This window comes from Edaphobacter aggregans DSM 19364 (assembly GCF_000745965.1).
Lineage (GTDB): Bacteria > Acidobacteriota > Terriglobia > Terriglobales > Acidobacteriaceae > Edaphobacter > Edaphobacter aggregans.
Window position 1 is genome coordinate 66,091 of the sequence record NZ_JQKI01000029.1, and the last position, 15,352, is coordinate 81,442.

At 61.1% G+C, this 15,352-nt stretch carries 15 protein-coding genes and 1 pseudogene; 13 read left to right on the plus strand and 3 right to left on the minus strand.

What is annotated here, in order from left to right:
• Positions 1-172 precede the first annotated feature (172 nt).
• Together Q363_RS14380 and ahpD are read left to right on the plus strand one after the other, a co-directional pair.
• Positions 173-712 carry a peroxiredoxin gene (locus Q363_RS14380; protein WP_035351294.1) on the plus strand — a complete coding sequence of 180 codons (540 nt, stop codon included), beginning with the start codon at positions 173-175 and terminating at the stop codon, positions 710-712.
• A gap of 75 nt (positions 713-787) precedes the next feature.
• Positions 788-1,345 (plus strand): alkylhydroperoxidase, AhpD family, encoded by a 558-nt coding sequence (gene ahpD / locus Q363_RS14385; RefSeq protein ID WP_035351350.1) that lies wholly within the window; start codon positions 788-790, stop codon positions 1,343-1,345.
• A gap of 66 nt (positions 1,346-1,411) precedes the next feature.
• Here the strand turns inward: ahpD and Q363_RS14390 are convergent, their stop codons facing one another.
• A complete protein-coding gene (locus tag Q363_RS14390; protein WP_051978769.1) occupies positions 1,412-2,320 on the minus strand; it encodes a M20/M25/M40 family metallo-hydrolase in 909 nt (302 codons plus the stop codon).
• A 176-nt stretch (positions 2,321-2,496) separates the two neighbouring features.
• On the opposite strand from Q363_RS14390, the gene Q363_RS14395 reads away from it, so the two are divergent.
• Together Q363_RS14395 and Q363_RS14400 are read left to right on the plus strand one after the other, a co-directional pair.
• A complete protein-coding gene (locus tag Q363_RS14395; protein ID WP_035351296.1) occupies positions 2,497-3,696 on the plus strand; it encodes a lactonase family protein in 1,200 nt (399 codons plus the stop codon).
• 83 nt (positions 3,697-3,779) lie between these two features.
• Positions 3,780-5,060, plus strand: a complete 1,281-nt coding sequence (locus tag Q363_RS14400; RefSeq protein WP_245632224.1) for an SH3 domain-containing protein — start codon at positions 3,780-3,782, stop codon at positions 5,058-5,060.
• Between the two features lie 4 nt (positions 5,061-5,064).
• On the opposite strand, the gene Q363_RS14405 is transcribed toward Q363_RS14400, so the two are convergent.
• On the minus strand, positions 5,065-6,219 hold the full coding sequence (locus Q363_RS14405; protein ID WP_342667415.1) for a DegT/DnrJ/EryC1/StrS family aminotransferase: 1,155 nt from the start codon (positions 6,217-6,219) through the stop codon (positions 5,065-5,067).
• A 241-nt stretch (positions 6,220-6,460) separates the two neighbouring features.
• On the opposite strand from Q363_RS14405, the gene hfq reads away from it, so the two are divergent.
• From hfq to atpC, 9 genes are all read left to right on the plus strand, one after another.
• On the plus strand, positions 6,461-6,790 hold the full coding sequence (gene hfq, locus Q363_RS14410; protein WP_051978770.1) for an RNA chaperone Hfq: 330 nt from the start codon (positions 6,461-6,463) through the stop codon (positions 6,788-6,790).
• A 69-nt stretch (positions 6,791-6,859) separates the two neighbouring features.
• Complete coding sequence (hflX, locus tag Q363_RS14415; protein ID WP_035351299.1) at positions 6,860-8,353, plus strand: GTPase HflX; 1,494 nt, start codon at positions 6,860-6,862, stop codon at positions 8,351-8,353.
• A 326-nt stretch (positions 8,354-8,679) separates the two neighbouring features.
• A complete protein-coding gene (locus Q363_RS14420; RefSeq protein ID WP_035351300.1) occupies positions 8,680-9,144 on the plus strand; it encodes a F0F1 ATP synthase subunit B family protein in 465 nt (154 codons plus the stop codon).
• Positions 9,141-9,869 (plus strand): F0F1 ATP synthase subunit B, encoded by a 729-nt coding sequence (locus Q363_RS14425; protein WP_245632225.1) that lies wholly within the window; start codon positions 9,141-9,143, stop codon positions 9,867-9,869. The genes Q363_RS14420 and Q363_RS14425 overlap by 4 nt, the downstream gene beginning before the upstream one ends.
• Entirely contained in the window at positions 9,869-10,408 is a 540-nt protein-coding gene (gene atpH, locus Q363_RS14430) for an ATP synthase F1 subunit delta (protein ID WP_035351302.1), read from the plus strand. Before Q363_RS14425 ends, atpH begins: the two co-directional genes overlap by 1 nt.
• 62 nt (positions 10,409-10,470) lie before the next feature.
• Complete coding sequence (gene atpA / locus Q363_RS14435; protein WP_035351304.1) at positions 10,471-12,012, plus strand: F0F1 ATP synthase subunit alpha; 1,542 nt, start codon at positions 10,471-10,473, stop codon at positions 12,010-12,012.
• A 3-nt stretch (positions 12,013-12,015) separates the two neighbouring features.
• Entirely contained in the window at positions 12,016-13,107 is a 1,092-nt protein-coding gene (locus tag Q363_RS14440; RefSeq protein WP_035351307.1) for a F0F1 ATP synthase subunit gamma, read from the plus strand.
• Positions 13,108-13,119: 12 nt separating this feature from the next.
• Complete coding sequence (atpD, locus tag Q363_RS14445; protein ID WP_035351310.1) at positions 13,120-14,562, plus strand: F0F1 ATP synthase subunit beta; 1,443 nt, start codon at positions 13,120-13,122, stop codon at positions 14,560-14,562.
• Between the two features lie 72 nt (positions 14,563-14,634).
• Positions 14,635-15,066: an ATP synthase F1 subunit epsilon gene (gene atpC, locus Q363_RS14450; protein WP_035351312.1), complete on the plus strand. Its 432-nt coding sequence runs from the start codon at positions 14,635-14,637 to the stop codon at positions 15,064-15,066.
• A gap of 210 nt (positions 15,067-15,276) precedes the next feature.
• Here atpC and Q363_RS46230 read toward each other — a convergent pair.
• Positions 15,277-15,352: pseudogene (locus Q363_RS46230) on the minus strand (transposase); the annotation flags it as partial.

Below are 15,352 nucleotides of genomic sequence, written 5' to 3' on the forward strand. Positions count from 1 at the left end.
TCCTTCGGGGTCGCCCGCTGCCGTCTTTTGTTTGGCTAAGATGTCTGAATTCAATGATTTAGTCTTTACATCGCCTTCAGTGCAGTGCTAGACTTAGCTATGCGGCTTAATCGCGAATTTTAGCGTCGCGAAGTGGAAAAATTAAAACTAAACCTAAGAGGAGTTACTGTACATGCTACAAATTGGAGAGAAGTTCCCTGACTTTCAACTTACTGCTACCGTATCTACGGAAAAGGATGAGACTAAGGCATTCGAGACCATCACGAACGAGTCTTATCCTGGCAAGTGGAAGCTGTACTTCTTCTGGCCGAAGGACTTTACCTTCGTTTGCCCAACTGAGATTGCAGCCTTCGGCAAGCTGAACAGCGAGTTCGCCGACCGCGACTGCCAGATTCTGGGCGGCAGCACCGACAACGAGTTCGTGCACGCGGCGTGGCGCACCCATCATGCTGACCTAAAGGACCTGCCATTCCCGATGCTGTCAGACATCAAGCGTGACCTGTGCGGACAGCTTGGCATCCTGGACGAGAATGCTGGTGTGGCGCAGCGCGCGACGTTCCTGGTCGATCCGGACAACGTCATTCGCTTCATCTACGTGACAGATCTTTCGGTAGGTCGTAATCCGCAGGAGGTCCTGCGCGTTCTCGATGCGCTGCAGACCGATGAGCTGTGCCCCTGCAACTGGCAGAAGGGCGAAGCGACGCTCAGCTAGCGACAGAACCGTATGGGCGCGGTCTCAATCGGGCCGCGCCCCGGTTTCGCAGGGAAGGGAAGAGAGGAGTTTGAGATGACGATGGAAGAGTTGATCGGCGGGTTGCCGGCGTATGCGAAGGACATGAAGCTGAACTACTCCTCGCTGGTGAAGCAGAACACGGAGCTGACGACGCAGCAGCTGTGGGGAACGATTGTAGCCTCGGCTATCGCGACGAGGAACCCTGAGATGACCTCGGCGGCGATCGCAGAGGCCGAAGCGTCCGGGCTGACTCCCGACGCAATCGACGCGGTAAAGGCGGCCTCGGCGATCATGGGGATGAACAACATCTATTACCGGTTTCATCACCTGACGAAGAACGAAAAGTACGCGACGTTGCCGGCGCGGCTGCGCATGAATGCACTGCGCGGTCACAGCGTGGATGCAGTGGACTTCGAACTATGGTGCCTGGTGGTAAGCGCAGTGAATGCCTGTGACAAGTGCGTGGATTCGCACGAGCGCGTGCTGCGGGAAAAGGGCGCAACCGAGGAGTTGATCAACGCGGCGATTCGCGTTACGGCCGTGATTCACGCGATCGGTGTTGTGCTCGATTCAGAGAAGGCTGCGCCGACGCCTGTGCCGGCAATCGCATAAGCGGCCAGCGACAGCTGTGAAAAGAGCGCGGGCAAATGCCCGCGCTCTTCCTTTCTAAGGACTCGGCTAATGGTTTGCCGGTGGATTGGTCTGCGGGTTGCTGCCGGTGTTCCACTGAGGCTTGAAGCTGGAGTCAGCCAGCCACCGGATGGGTGAGATCATCGACGCGATGGCGTTGGTCATGTGGTTGAAGTCGATGGTGCGAAGCTCGTCGGATGGCTGGTGGTAGTCGTGATGGAGGCCGAAGCTGGAGACGGTATGGGCGATGATGCCTTGGCGCGCGAGCGCGTAGTTGTCGGAACGCTGGAAGAAGTGTTCTGCCGGATGCGGATCGTTGACGAGATGGGCGCCGTGCCGGGCAAGCTCGGGACCCAGGTTGGAGCGGTCGTAGCCTGTGAGCCAGAGCGTGCCGGTTGGAACAGCGGAGTCGGGCCGGCCAATCATCTCGAACTCGAGGTTGGCAATGATCTCCGCGAGCGGAACGGGAGGATGGGCGAGGAAGGCGCGATTGCCGAAGCCGCCGATCTCCTCAGAACCGAAGAGGGCAAAGACAATGGTGCGCTTCGGACGGGGACTGTTGGCAAGCAGATGTGCGAGGGTGAGAACCGCGGTTGTACCGGAAGCATCGTCGTCGGCGCCGTTGTAGATGGCGTCACCGTTGACGGCAGGGCCCTGACCCAGGTGATCGAGATGCGCGGTGAGGAGGATGACCTCGTCGGGCGAGGTGCTGCCGCGGAGAATGCCGATTGCGTTCCAGGTCTCTTTGTGGGGAATGTCCTCAAACTTCGAGAGGCTCTGTTGAAGGCGCGGAGGAAGCGGGTTGGGGAGAGGAGACTTCTGCAGGAACGTGTTGTTGTCCCCGCCAGGATCGAGTCCGAGGGCCTGGAATTGCGACGCGGCAAAGAGCGCGGCGATGTGTTCATCGCGGGTAGCGGAGCCGCGACCGTGCAGCTCGTCATCCGCCAGGAAGTTCATATCGGCGTGAACTTCCTTTTCGAGTGACGAAAGATTAGGTGTCGTTTTTGCTTGTGGCGAGTCGAATGATTGAGCCGGTTGAGCAGCGAAAATCAAAAAGGCAGAGATGAGTGCGGCGGTACCCAAGTGGTACAGGCGTTTGCTTGTGGCCATCCCCCTGATTATAGATTGAGGGTATGGTTGAGATGGCCGGAGATTCGGCGGCGCTTCCTGCGAAGAAGCCAGAGGACGATGCGATGAAGGGACGGAGAACAGGCAGACGCCGGGGTGCACTGGCGTCCGCAGCTTTTGTGATGGCGGCACTGACAGGCTGCGGCGATTTCTTCGTCAAGCCGGACAACAGCGGCGGTGGAGGCACGACCTCCAACAACCGCGTGTATGTGACGAACTCGTTGACCAGCAGCTCGCTGGCTGGATTCACGATTGGTACGGGCACGCTGACAGCTGTGCCGAACTCACCTCTGACGCTGGATTATGCGCCGGTGGACGCGGTGGTCACTCCCGACAATACGTTGTTGTATGTGGCTGGGCCGGGTGCGATTTACGTTTACACGATCAACTCGGACGGTTCGTTGACAGCATCGAGTGCGGGGGCTGGTGTGGCGATCGTGAACGTCGCGTCCCTCGCCATCTCGCCTGATGGGAACTGGCTGTTCGGGCTGGATCGTACATCGTCACAACTGGACGAGTTTCAGATCAACAAATCGAATGGATCGCTGAGTTCGGTCGCGGCCGTGCCGTATTCGGTAACCAGCGGTGTAGTAGTCCCGAAGATGGTGAGAGTATCGCCGGCAGGAAACCTCGTGTTTGCCGCCCTTGGGACCGGGGGTGATATCGTCTTTACGCTGAACACGACGACGGGGGCCGTCGTAAGCAGCCAGCAACTGTCACTTGGCTCAAGCACGACGAGCGACAATGCGTTGGCGATCAATAGCGCGGGGACCTATCTGTATATCGCACGAAGCGGCGACAACGGCGGTGTGGCGGTGTACACGATCGGTTCAAGCGGCGCGTTGATCTCGATTACCGGTTCGCCGTTCGCGGCAGGGCAGCAGCCGAACGCAGTGGTGCTGGATTCGACGGGCAAGTATGTCTATGTGTCAAACGGAAATGACGGAAATATATCGGGATACTCGATCGGCACCAATTCGGCGCTTACTGCGCTGACAGGATCGCCGTACGCCAGCGGAACGCAGGTGAATTCGCTCGGCGCGGACAAGAGCGGGACATACGTTCTGGCCGGCGCATTTGGCGGGGGGCCCGATCTCTCGATGTACAGCATCGACGCGACGGTCGCCGGTAAGCTGAACCCGGTGACCAGCACGGCCTCGGGAACCGACCCCGCGGGTGTGACGGCGATCGCGCTGACGCATTGATGTCGATGTGCCGAATATTGACGCCGGTAACAGCTGCCGAAATAGCTTGGCGGGGTGAGCGTTCACCCTGAAGCGCCGGTAATATGAAAACAAGACTCTCTCGACAGGCAGTGGAATTTTTGAAGGTTATCTCATCTTCCGGACAGATCGGCGGGCAGGTCGGCGATCCATGGCTGCGTAGGGGATTACGGCTGACAGGCCGTGTCATGCTGGCCTTGTGGCTGGCGATTGCCCTTAGCGGCTGCTCCCGGCTGCGGCCGAAACCTCCAGCGCAATACGTCTATGTGACCGCGAAGCAGACGTTTCTGCGCGATCGGGTTGCGGCCGTCTCAAACCGTACGGGAGCGGTGGAGAACGGCGACAAGCTCGAGGTTCTGGAGCGTGGCAGAAGGTTTATCAGGGTCAAGACTGCCAAGGGTGAGCAGGGCTGGATCGACGAGAAGGCGGTGGCAACCCAGGAAATATTCGACCAGTTTGAAGCGCTGAAGAAGCAGCACCAGAACGATCCCGCGGTGGCCAGCGGCGTCGTACGCGACGACGTGTACATGCACGTCAGCCCCGGTCGGGCTACGGAGAGACTGTTTCGGCTGGCTGAGGGGGAGAAGCTGAAGTTATTGCGGCGTGCGACGCTGCCCAAACCTCTGCCGCCCGGCCAGCGCCCACCAAAACCTCCGGCGCCGGAGCAGGCGGCTGCGACGAAGCCTGCCTCGGGCGAGGCAAAGCAAGCCCAGGTCGCTTCCGCAGAGCCTGCACCACCGGTGATGGAGGACTGGTGGCTGGTACGCGACTCCAAGGGCGACACGGGCTGGCTCTACAGCCGCATGATGGACGTCGATGTCCCGGACGCGATCACACGCTACTCCGAGGGGCAGCGCATTGTGGGAGCGTACGTGCTGACCACGGTGAATGACCCCGAGGCTCCTCAGGATGACAAGAACGTCCCGGTCTATGTAACGGTGCTGAGCCCGTTCAAGGCAGGGCTGCCGTACGACTTCGACCAGGTGCGAGTCTTTACCTGGAACGTGAAGAAGCATCGCTACGAGACGGGCTACCGCGAGAGGAATATCGAAGGGTATCTGCCGGTCGAGATCAAGATGGCGGCCGATCCCTACGGCAAATCTCCGGTGTCGATGGCCGAGGCTCCAATGTTCAGCTATCGTGTTCTCTCTGCGGATTCGCCGGTGGTTGTCCCCGATCCCGTAAACGGTGCCGTCGTTCCGGGGAAGACCAATCTGAAGACGTATCGGCTGGAGGGAAACCTGCTGCGGCGTGTGCTTGAGCCCGGTACGACTGCACCCATAGACGCACATCCGGAGCCGGTCGCGAAGAAGAAGAAATCGGAGCCGAAGACGAAGCGGCGCTAGAAGCTCAAGCGAAGAAGCTACGGATGGCGTCGACGACGATCTGCTGCTCGTCATCGCGAAGTTCCGGGTAGATCGGAAGAGCGAGGACTTCTTCAGCGGCCAGCTCACTGATCGGAAAGTCTCCCGGTTTGTAGCCAAGCCCCTTGAGACTCGCCTGCAGATGGAGCGGGAGCGGGTAATAGATTTCGTTGCCGATCTGCCGTTCCGTGAGGTATTGCCGCATGGCGTCCCGGCGCGGGGCGCGGATGACGTACTGGTGGAAGACATGCGTCGCGCGCGGGTCGGTGCAGGGCAGCACCACGCCTTCGCTCGTTGTAGCCGCTGACAGCCCGGCTGCGCGGAAGAGTTCGTCATAGCGCGCGGCGATCCGGCGGCGGTCTTCGTTCCATCGTGGCAGATGGCGGAGCTTGACCTCGAGTACGGCAGCCTGAATGGAGTCCAGACGGCTGTTCCAGCCAACCTCGTCGTGGTAGTAGCGTCGACGCATGCCGTGGCCGCGCAGCATGCGGGCGCGCTCATCGAGATCGGCGGAGAGAGTCGTAACCAGGCCGGCGTCGCCGAAGGCGCTCAGATTCTTCGTGGGATAGAAGCTGAAGGCGGCGAGATCGCCAAGTGCTCCGGCTGGTGTTCCGCGCCAGGCGGCCCCGAACGCCTGCGCGGCGTCCTCGATCAGAAGAAGGCCGTGCCGCTGTTTGAGCGAGGTGAAGGCGTCCCAGTCCGCGCATTGGCCGTAAAGGTGGACCGGAATGACGGCTTTGACCTCCGAGCCGCGGTGAGCCGCGATCCGCCGCTCGACCGACTCGGCGGAGAGGTTGAAGGTGACTGGATCGATATCGGAGAGAAGCGGCTGTGCCCCGCAGCGCAGGATAGAGCTGGCAGTGGCGAAGAAGCTGAATGGAGTGGTGATAACGGCATCGCCGGGGCCGATGTTTGCCGCTGCCATCGCCAGCCAGAGCGCGTCGGTTCCGCTGGCGCAGCCCACGGCGTGGGGAGCGTGGCAGGCCAGCGCCGCCGCGCGCTCAAAGGAATCCACGGCTGGGCCGAGAATGAAGCGCTGCGACGTGCAGACCTGCTCGATGGCGGCGAGGACCTCCTCGCGGATACCGGCAAACTGCCGGGAGAAGTCGAGCATCTGAACAGGTTGAAGGACTTCGGGCACAAGTCCATGGTAAATCCCCGAGACGGCGCAGGGAGTCCTTCTGCGTTGGCATACGTCTAAAGATTCATTACAGGAGCTTCGCTGTAACCTGCGAGTTGAAAAATGTTGTGGATACTCGTATCGTTTACCTCTTGGCTTCAGACTCGGTAAATCACCTCCGAGTGTTCGACGGAAGCACGTGGAGTACGGCGGATCTTTATAACTTTTTGGAAAACGACTTTCAGCTAAGGAGATCGGCACCATGGACTCAAAGCCGGCACAGAATATCCAGGATACGTTTCTTAATACGGTGCGGAAGGACAAGAGCCCGATCACGATCTACCTTGTGAGCGGCGTGAAATTGACCGGAAAAATCCGCTCGTTCGATAAATACTCGGTTCTGCTGGAGAACAACAGCCAGGAGCAGCTCATCTTCAAGCATGCGATCTCGACGGTAGTGAGCGGGCGCATGGGAGGAGTACACGGAGAGGCGAAGGGCGAGCTTCGTAGTCAGGCCCCAGCTCCTGCCCAGTCGGCTCCCCCTGCGGCTTCTAGCAATGTGACCGAGGTGGCTGGCGCCCCGGTTCGCTAACCTCCCCCGCTGCTTTGGACTATCTTGGCGACTCATGAAGAGACTCGTGAAGGTGCGCGGATCGCTCTTGTGAAGACCTCGAAACCTGCAAGGCGGAGTCTGGTGGAGGCGCAGGCCTCAGTGGCCGGGGAGAGCCTCGCGACAGGCCGGAGACGCACCGAGCGCGCGGTGCTGGTGGCTGTCGAATTCTCCGGCGCGCGTCGGAAGCTTACCTCCGCTGCCGCACAGGCTCGGAAGGCCGCAGCCGTGCTCGCGGCCGGAGCCGAGGGGCTGCCGGACGAGGAGGAATGGGCTTCCCTTGAGCCGGCAGACGCCCAGAACGCCGACCTGGACTTTGATGCGTCGCTCACCGAGTTTGAGGAACTGGCTCGAAGCGCAGACGCTGAGATTGCCGCCACGCTGGTTCAGCGGCGGCCAAGGCCCGATGCGGCAACTCTGGTTGGGCAGGGCAAGCTCGACGAGATCGCGGGCGTCGTCGCCTCCACGCACGCCGATCTGGTGCTCTTCGACCATGATCTGACGCCCTCACAGCTGCGAAACCTTGAATCGAAGCTGGATACCAGGGTCATCGACCGGACACAGCTCATCCTCGACATCTTTGCCCGGCACGCGCGAACGCGCGAGGGCCAGCTCCAGGTCGAGTTGGCGCAACTGGAGTATCAGCTTCCCCGGCTGGCCGGACGAGGCAAGATGATGAGTCAGCTCGGAGGCGGTATCGGAACACGCGGACCCGGTGAGACGAAGCTGGAGACGGACCGCCGAAAGATCAACCTCCGCATCGACCACGTCAAGGAGCAGCTCGAGTCCGTGCGGCGTATCCGGCGGCAGCAGCGCCAGCGGCGCGAGGCTGTGCCGGTTCCGGTGGTCGCTCTGGTCGGCTACACCAACGCAGGGAAGAGTACGCTGTTCAATGCGCTGACCGAGGCGGGAGTCCTCGAGTCCTCGCGGATGTTCGCTACACTCGACCCCAAGCTGAGGCAGTTGCAGCTTCCTTCCCGGCGGAAGGTCCTTCTCTCCGATACGGTCGGTTTTATCCGCAACCTGCCTCACACTCTGGTCACAAGCTTCCGAGCGACGCTCGAGGAGGTGGAGCGAGCCGAGCTATTGCTGCACGTGCGCGATGCTTCGAGCACAATGCTCGAGGAGCAGAAGGTTCAGGTGGAACAGGTGCTGGGCGAGCTGGACGTTGAAGACAAGCCGGTTATCGAGGTGATGAACAAGATCGACCTGGTAGAGGAGCAGGACCGAGACCTGCTGGCGGGGAAGGGAGGCGTGCTGGTCTCAGGGCTGACGCGGGAGGGGCTGAAGGAGTTGTTGGAGGCTATCGACTCCGGCCTGGTCGCCGATCCCGTCATTCAGATGGAGTTGCGTCTGCCGCAGTCCGAGGGCGCGGTCCTGTCGGCGCTCGAAGCCGGGGCGATTCTGACGGAGAAGCGATTTGAGGGAAATCTGGCGTATCTGACTGCGCGCGGTCCGGCGTCGCTGCTGAACCGATACCGCAGATTTTATGTACGGCAAAGGAGCGAGTCTTTCGCCCAGCCCGGGAGCGCGCAGCGCTCTTAACTAGCATAGGCCGCCTGATGGGGAGCGGAGGTGGTGTCCCCGATCACGCGACCTATGTGACCCAGAGAATAGGGTCCGGGTGGTATCTAACAGTGTACGATTTTTCGGGCGAAAGTCAAAGGTTTCTCTGGGGTCGAAAGGGGGGGCAGGAGATCGGCTAAGGCATAGGGTTATCGAAACATACCGGTTTGACACTATCTCAAACGCTTTGCTAAAACTAAGTGTACCGCAAACTGTAGAGCAAGCCCAACCCGTACCGCTTCGAAAAGGCCGTTGGGAAACGGCTGATAATAGGACCTCGGAGCGGTTGCTGGCCGAATCCCTACATGGATCAGATACTCAATCAACTCGGTGGACTTGTGCTCGGCGCCGTGCCGACGATGGTCCTTTTTATCTTGCTGGTGATCGCCTACGGCGTGTTGGTGCGCCGTCCTCTGAACCGTGTCCTTGCTGAGCGGCGTGCACGGACGACGGGCGCCGTCGAGCAGGCAGAGGGCGCAATCGCCGCTGCTGAAGCGGAGACCAGTGCGTATGAGGAGAAGCTGCGCCGTGCGAAGGCTGAGATCTTCGAGGCGCGCGAGCGCCGCCTGAAGCAGTGGAATACCGAGCGGGAAGCGGCGCTGGAGCAGGTGCGGCAGGCGTCCCAGGAGCGGATTCGCGCCGCCAGGCAGGGAATCGAGCTCAGCGTCTCGGATGCGCGGACCCAGATTGAAGGTGCCAGTGTCGAGCTGAGCTCGCGTGTGCTGGCCGCGGTGCTTCCTGAAGTTGCCGCGACGGAGGCTGTGCGGTGAAATCGTTTCAGAGTGCAATCAGAAAGCTCCTTCCCGTCTTCGCGATGATGGCGGTGCTGCTTGTCGCCGCGCCGCGTCTGCGCGCCGTTGAGCAGGAGCACGTCGCCGCGCAGAATGGCAGCGAGACGCCGGCTGCTGAATCGCGGGAGGCGAACAAGCATGAGGAGGACGAGGCCGAGGCGTTTCGGCACTCTGCGGCTGTCAAGGCGATCGGCGCGAAGCTAGGTCTTGATCCGGAGCAGGCAGCCACGGCGTTCACGGTCGCAAACTTTCTCGTACTGGCATTGCTGGTGGGCTGGTTCCTGATTAAGGCGCTGCCGAAGACCTTTCGCGACCGGAGCGGGGCCATTCAAAAGCACCTGACTGAAGCCAGGGCTGCGACTGAAGATGCAAACGAGCGGCTGAACAGCGTCGAGGCGCGGCTGGCCAAGCTGGATGAGCAGATCGCTGCCATGCGCGCGCAGGCGGAGAAGGATTCGGCGCTGGATGAGCAGCGCATCAAGGCCTCAGTTGAGGACGAGAAGCAGAAGATTCTCTCTGCGGCGGAGCAGGAGATCGCCGCGGCGACCGCTCAGGCGCGCCGCCAGATTCAGCAGTATGCAGCAGATCTCGCGATCGAGCAGGCGGCAAAGAGGCTGGTCGTGACTGCGGAGACCGATCGCCTGCTGGTGCAGGACTTCGCGCGCAGGCTGGTTGGTGAAGGCGTAAAGAAAGGGCGCAACTAATGTCCGCGATTGCTCTTCGCTACGCCCACGCTTTCGCCTCCGTAGTGGCTTCACAGAAGGTCAACTCGGCGGCTGCGCAGAAACAGCTGCGCGATTTCACCGACACCTTCAACGGCAGCCGCGAGCTGCGCGAGGTTCTGATGAATCCCGCGATCTCCGGAGATCAGAAGCTGAAGGTGCTTGACGCCATCGCTCGGAAGATCGGTATGCTGCCGCAGGTCCGGAACTTTCTTGCGGTCATCATGGATCATCAGCGACTCTCGGAGCTGGATGAGATTCTCGCTGAGTACCATGCCGTGGCCGATGAGCAGACCGGCGTGGCCGAGGCGGAGATTACGAGTGCGCGGGCTCTCAACGAGAGCGACCGAGCAGAGCTCGAGGCCCAGGTGGCGAAGCTTGCCGGGGGACGGGTTCGCGCGACGTATCGCGAGGACCCTTCGCTGCTGGGCGGGGCTATCGTCCGCATCGGCTCAACCGTCTACGACGGGTCCATCCGCGCGCAGTTCGAGCAGCTGAAACAAAAGCTTGTCAGCGCGTAAGCTGTTAGGCTCCGCGCTCCGATTTCAAACAAGATTGATACGAAGTACCGTAGAAGGAAGACATGGCACAGATCAACGCAGGTGAAATAACGGAGCTGCTTCGCCAGCAGATTGAGAACTACGAGCAGAAGATTCAGGTCGACGAGGTCGGCACCATCATCTCCCTCGGCGACGGTATCGCTCGCGTTCACGGTCTCGACAAGGTTATGGCCGGCGAGCTCATCGAGTTCCCGCACAACGTTGCCGGTCTCGCGATGAACCTCGAAGAGGACCAGGTCGGCGCCGTGCTGCTCGGCGACTACACCGAGCTCAAGGAAGGCGACCAGGTCAAGCGCACCGGACGTATCATGTCGGTTCCCGTCGGCGATGCCATGATCGGCCGCGTCGTCAACGCGCTCGGTCAGCCGATCGACGACAAGGGTCCCATCAATACCACCGAGTATCTCCCGGTCGAGCGCCTCGCTCCCGGCGTCATCGCACGTCAGTCGGTGCGTGAGCCGATGGCTACGGGCATCAAGGCCATCGACACGATGATCCCGATCGGCCGCGGCCAGCGCGAGCTGATCATCGGCGACCGACAGACGGGCAAGACCGCCATCGCGCTCGACACGATCATCAACTCGGCCAAGAACAACCTCATCTGCATCTACTGCGCTATCGGCCAGAAGCGCTCTTCGGTTGCCCAGGTTGTGCAGACGCTGGAAGAGAACGGCGCGCTGCCCTACACGATCATCGTCGCCGCCACGGCCTCCGAGCCAGCTCCGATGCAGTACCTGGCTCCGTTTGCCGCGACCGCGATCGGCGAGTACTTCCGCGACAGCGGCAAGCACGCTCTGGTGATCTACGACGATCTTTCGAAGCACGCCGCTTCGTACCGCGAGATCTCGCTGCTGCTCCGGCGTCCTCCGGGACGTGAGGCTTACCCTGGCGACGTCTTCTACCTGCACTCGCGTCTCCTTGAGCGCAGCTCGAAGCTCTCCGATGAACTCGGCGGCGGTTCGCTCACGGCGCTCCCGATCATTGAGACGCAGGCAGGCGACGTCTCGGCATACATCCCGACCAACGTCATCTCGATCACCGATGGCCAGATCTTCCTTGAGACGGACCTGTTCAACTCGGGCGTTCGTCCTGCTGTCAACGTTGGTCTCTCGGTCTCGCGCGTAGGCTTCTCCGCGGCCATCAAGGCCACCAAGCAGGTGGGCGCAACGCTGAAGCTTGACCTCGCGCAGTATCGCGAGCTCGCCGCCTTCGCGCAGTTCGGATCGGATCTTGATCCGGTCACGCAGCGCCAGCTCAATCGCGGGCAGCGTCTGACGGAGCTGCTGAAGCAGCCGCAGTTCCAGCCGCTTCCGTTCGAGAAGCAGGTGGTCATCATCTTTGCCGGGGTCAACGGCCTGTTGGACGAAGTTGCCGTCAGCGATCTGCGAGCCTTTGAGGACGGTCTCTATCCGTACCTCGAGTCTTCGGGCTCCATCCTTGCCGAAATCGTCACGAAGAAGGCGATTGACGACGATCTCAAGGCTCGCCTGACTGCCGCGATCAAGGAGTACAAGGCGAACTTCCTCGCCGCGCGCAAGGAGAAAGAGGCGGCTGCGGCCAGGTAAACCATGGCAAACGTACTCGATCTCCGGCGTCGCATCCGCAGCGTGAAGAACACGCGACAGATCACCAAGGCCATGAAGATGGTCTCGGCGGCTCGTCTGCGCCGTGCGCAGGACCGCGCGATGACGGCGCGTCCCTACGCGCAGATGCTTACCAGCGTGCTGGAGTCGCTGGTGCGCCGCACTGACATGTACAACGAGCAGACCGGCGAGATTCTTCACCCGCTGCTCCTCGAGCGCGAGGAGAAGAACGTCCTCGTCGTCTTCGTCGCCGGAGACAAGGGCTTTGCGGGTGCGTTCAACTCGAACATTGTTAAGGCGGGTCAAGCTTTTATTCGTGAGCGAATCGACCAGGGCAAGACCGTCGACATGGAGCTTATAGGCCGTAAGGCGGTCGCGCACGTCGGCAAAAGATTTCCCATGGCCGTCTACGAGAAGAAGACGGAGCACTACGACAACGAGTTGGCTACGCACTATGAGATTGTGCGTCATCGCTCCGAGCCCATCGAAGTGGCCGCAACCCATCCGGATCTGCTCCACAAGGTTGAGATCGACGAGGCCGGCAAGATTGCGCAGTCCATCATCGAGCGCTACACGCGCGCCGAGATCGACTCTGTGTACCTCGTTTACAACGAGTTCAAGTCGGTCATCGCCCAGCGGGTCGTAGTGGAGAAGCTGCTGCCGATCCGTAAGCTGGGGTCGCACGAGATCACCGCAGCCGAGGAGATGACTGAGGAGCAGAAGGAGGCCGCGGCCAAGGCTGCGGCTACGGCTGGCGTCAGCCTCTATGAGCCAGAGGAGTCGGTCATCGAAGTCGAGGCCAGGAAGTTCGGGACGGCGGAGGTCGATTACATCTTAGACCAGCATCCTGAGAGGCTCTTCCGCCACCTGATGCCGCGTTACGTCACGACGCAGATATTCCATGCTCTGCTGGAGAGTACGGCGAGCGAGCACGCGGCGCGCATGACCGCGATGGACGCGGCGACGAACAACGCCGGCGACATGATCGACGCTTATACGCTGCAGATGAACCGTGTGCGTCAGGCAGCGATTACGAAGGAAATTATCGAGATTGTGAGCGGAGCAGCAGCGCTCTAACGAAAGAGACCTATGGCAGAGAATATCGGTAAAGTGATTTCGATCAGCGGCCCGGCCGTTGACATCCAGTTCGAAGAGGCGAAGATGCCGGCCATCTATCAGGCCCTCCGCATCGTCAGCGAGGGCTTCGACGTTCCCAACCCGATGGACGTCGTGGTTGAGGTGCAGCAGCACCTCGGCGAGGGCCGCGTGCGCTGCATCGCGATGGTCGCGACGGAAGGTCTCGTGCGCGGCATGAAGGCGATCGATACGGGCGGGCCGATCTCGGTTCCGGTGGGACGCGAGACGCTGGGCCGCGTGCTGAACGTGCTTGGTCAGCCGGTGGACGAGCTTGGTCCGGTGAACGCGAAGAAGTACATGCCGATTCATCGTCAGGCTCCGGCGTTCGACGAGCAGTCGACCTCGGAGGAGATGTTCGAGACGGGCATCAAGGTCATCGACCTGATCCAGCCGTTCTTGAAGGGCGGAAAGATCGGCCTCTTCGGCGGCGCCGGCGTCGGCAAGACGGTCGTCATTCAGGAGCTGATCAACAACGTGGCTTCGAAGCACGGCGGCTTCTCGGTGTTCGCCGGCGTCGGTGAGCGCACGCGCGAGGGCAACGACCTCTGGCACGAGTTCCAGGAGTCGGGCGTTATCGATCCGAAGGACTATACCAAGTCCAAGGCCGCACTGATCTACGGCCAGATGACCGAGCCGCCGGGAGCGCGTCTGCGCGTGGCGCTGACGGGTCTCACCGTCGCGGAGCACTTCCGCGACGAGGAAGGCGCCGACACGCTGCTGTTCATCGACAACATCTTTCGTTTCACGCAGGCGGGTTCCGAGGTCTCGACGCTGCTGGGACGCATGCCTTCGGCTGTGGGATACCAGCCGAACCTGGCGACCGAGATGGGCGAGTTGCAGGAGCGCATTACGTCGACCAAGAAGGGCTCGGTTACGTCGGTGCAGGCTGTCTACGTTCCGGCCGACGACCTTACCGATCCGGCTCCGGCGACGACGTTTGCTCACCTGGACGCTACGACGGTGTTGTCGCGTCCTCTGTCGGAGCTTGGAATTTATCCGGCTGTCGATCCTCTGGCCTCGACCTCGCGCATTCTGTCTCCGCGCGTTGTTGGCCAGGAGCACTACGACGTCGCGCAGGGCGTAAAGAAGATTCTGCAGCGCTACAAGGACCTGCAGGACATCATCGCGATCCTCGGCATCGACGAGCTCTCGGAAGAGGACAAGATCACGGTGGCTCGCGCGCGCAAGGTGCAGCGCTTCCTGTCGCAGCCGTTCCACGTGGCCGAGATTTTTACCGGCATTCCGGGCGCTTACGTGAAGGTTGAGGACACGATCCGCAGCTTCAAGGAGATCATCGAGGGCAAGCACGACGATATTCCCGAGCAGGCCTTCTACCTGAAGGGCGGCATCGAGGAAGTTAGGGCTGCGGCCGAGAAGATGAGGCAGACGGCGTAGGAGCGAGTCAGCAAGTCAGCGAGTCAGCGAGTCAGCGAGGGCTCGCGAAGAGAGAAGAAGAGCAAAGCAGCTATGGCAGATACATCACAGTCCGGTCTTCTTAGCGTTCGTCTGGTTACGCCGGATCGCGTCCTGCTGGATGCGACCGCTGAGGCGGTCGAGCTGCCGTCGATGTCGGGCTACCTTGAGGCGCTGTACGGCCATGCTCCGCTGCTGGCGGAGCTTGGCGCGGGCGAGGTTCGGCTGCACGGCGGCACGTCGGGCGATCAGAAGTTCTTCGTCGCCTGGGGCTTCGTCGAGGTGCTTCCGGAGCGCGTGACGATCCTGGCGGAGACGGCGCTGCATCCGAATGAGATCGATGTGGCCGAGACCAGACAGGAGCTTGCCGAGGGCGAGAAGCTGTGGCATGAGGCGGGCGACGATGGCGAGAAGTACGATCAGGCGAATGCCGTGACGAGGCAGGCGGAAGAGAAGATCGCCTCGGCCGAGGGCCGCAGTACCTAGAGTTCAATTTCCCTGTAACCATTTACTTATTGGGCCGCTCGGTTTTGAGCGGCTTTCTTTTTCTGCCCCTCCTTCCCCCTGTTTTAGAGCGGATTCAAGGTAGCTGCACCCTGTAATTGCAGAGTCTGAACCATGCTGTGGCGTTGTGGGCGTTGATCCTGGGCAAGGCTTCTGTGATGGCCTGGTCGAGCTCTTTGGGGTCGCGTGCTTTGGTGGCGCGAAGGAGTTGTTTGAGTTTAGCCCAGGCTTTCTCGATGGGGTTGAGGTCGGGCGAGTAAGGCGGCAG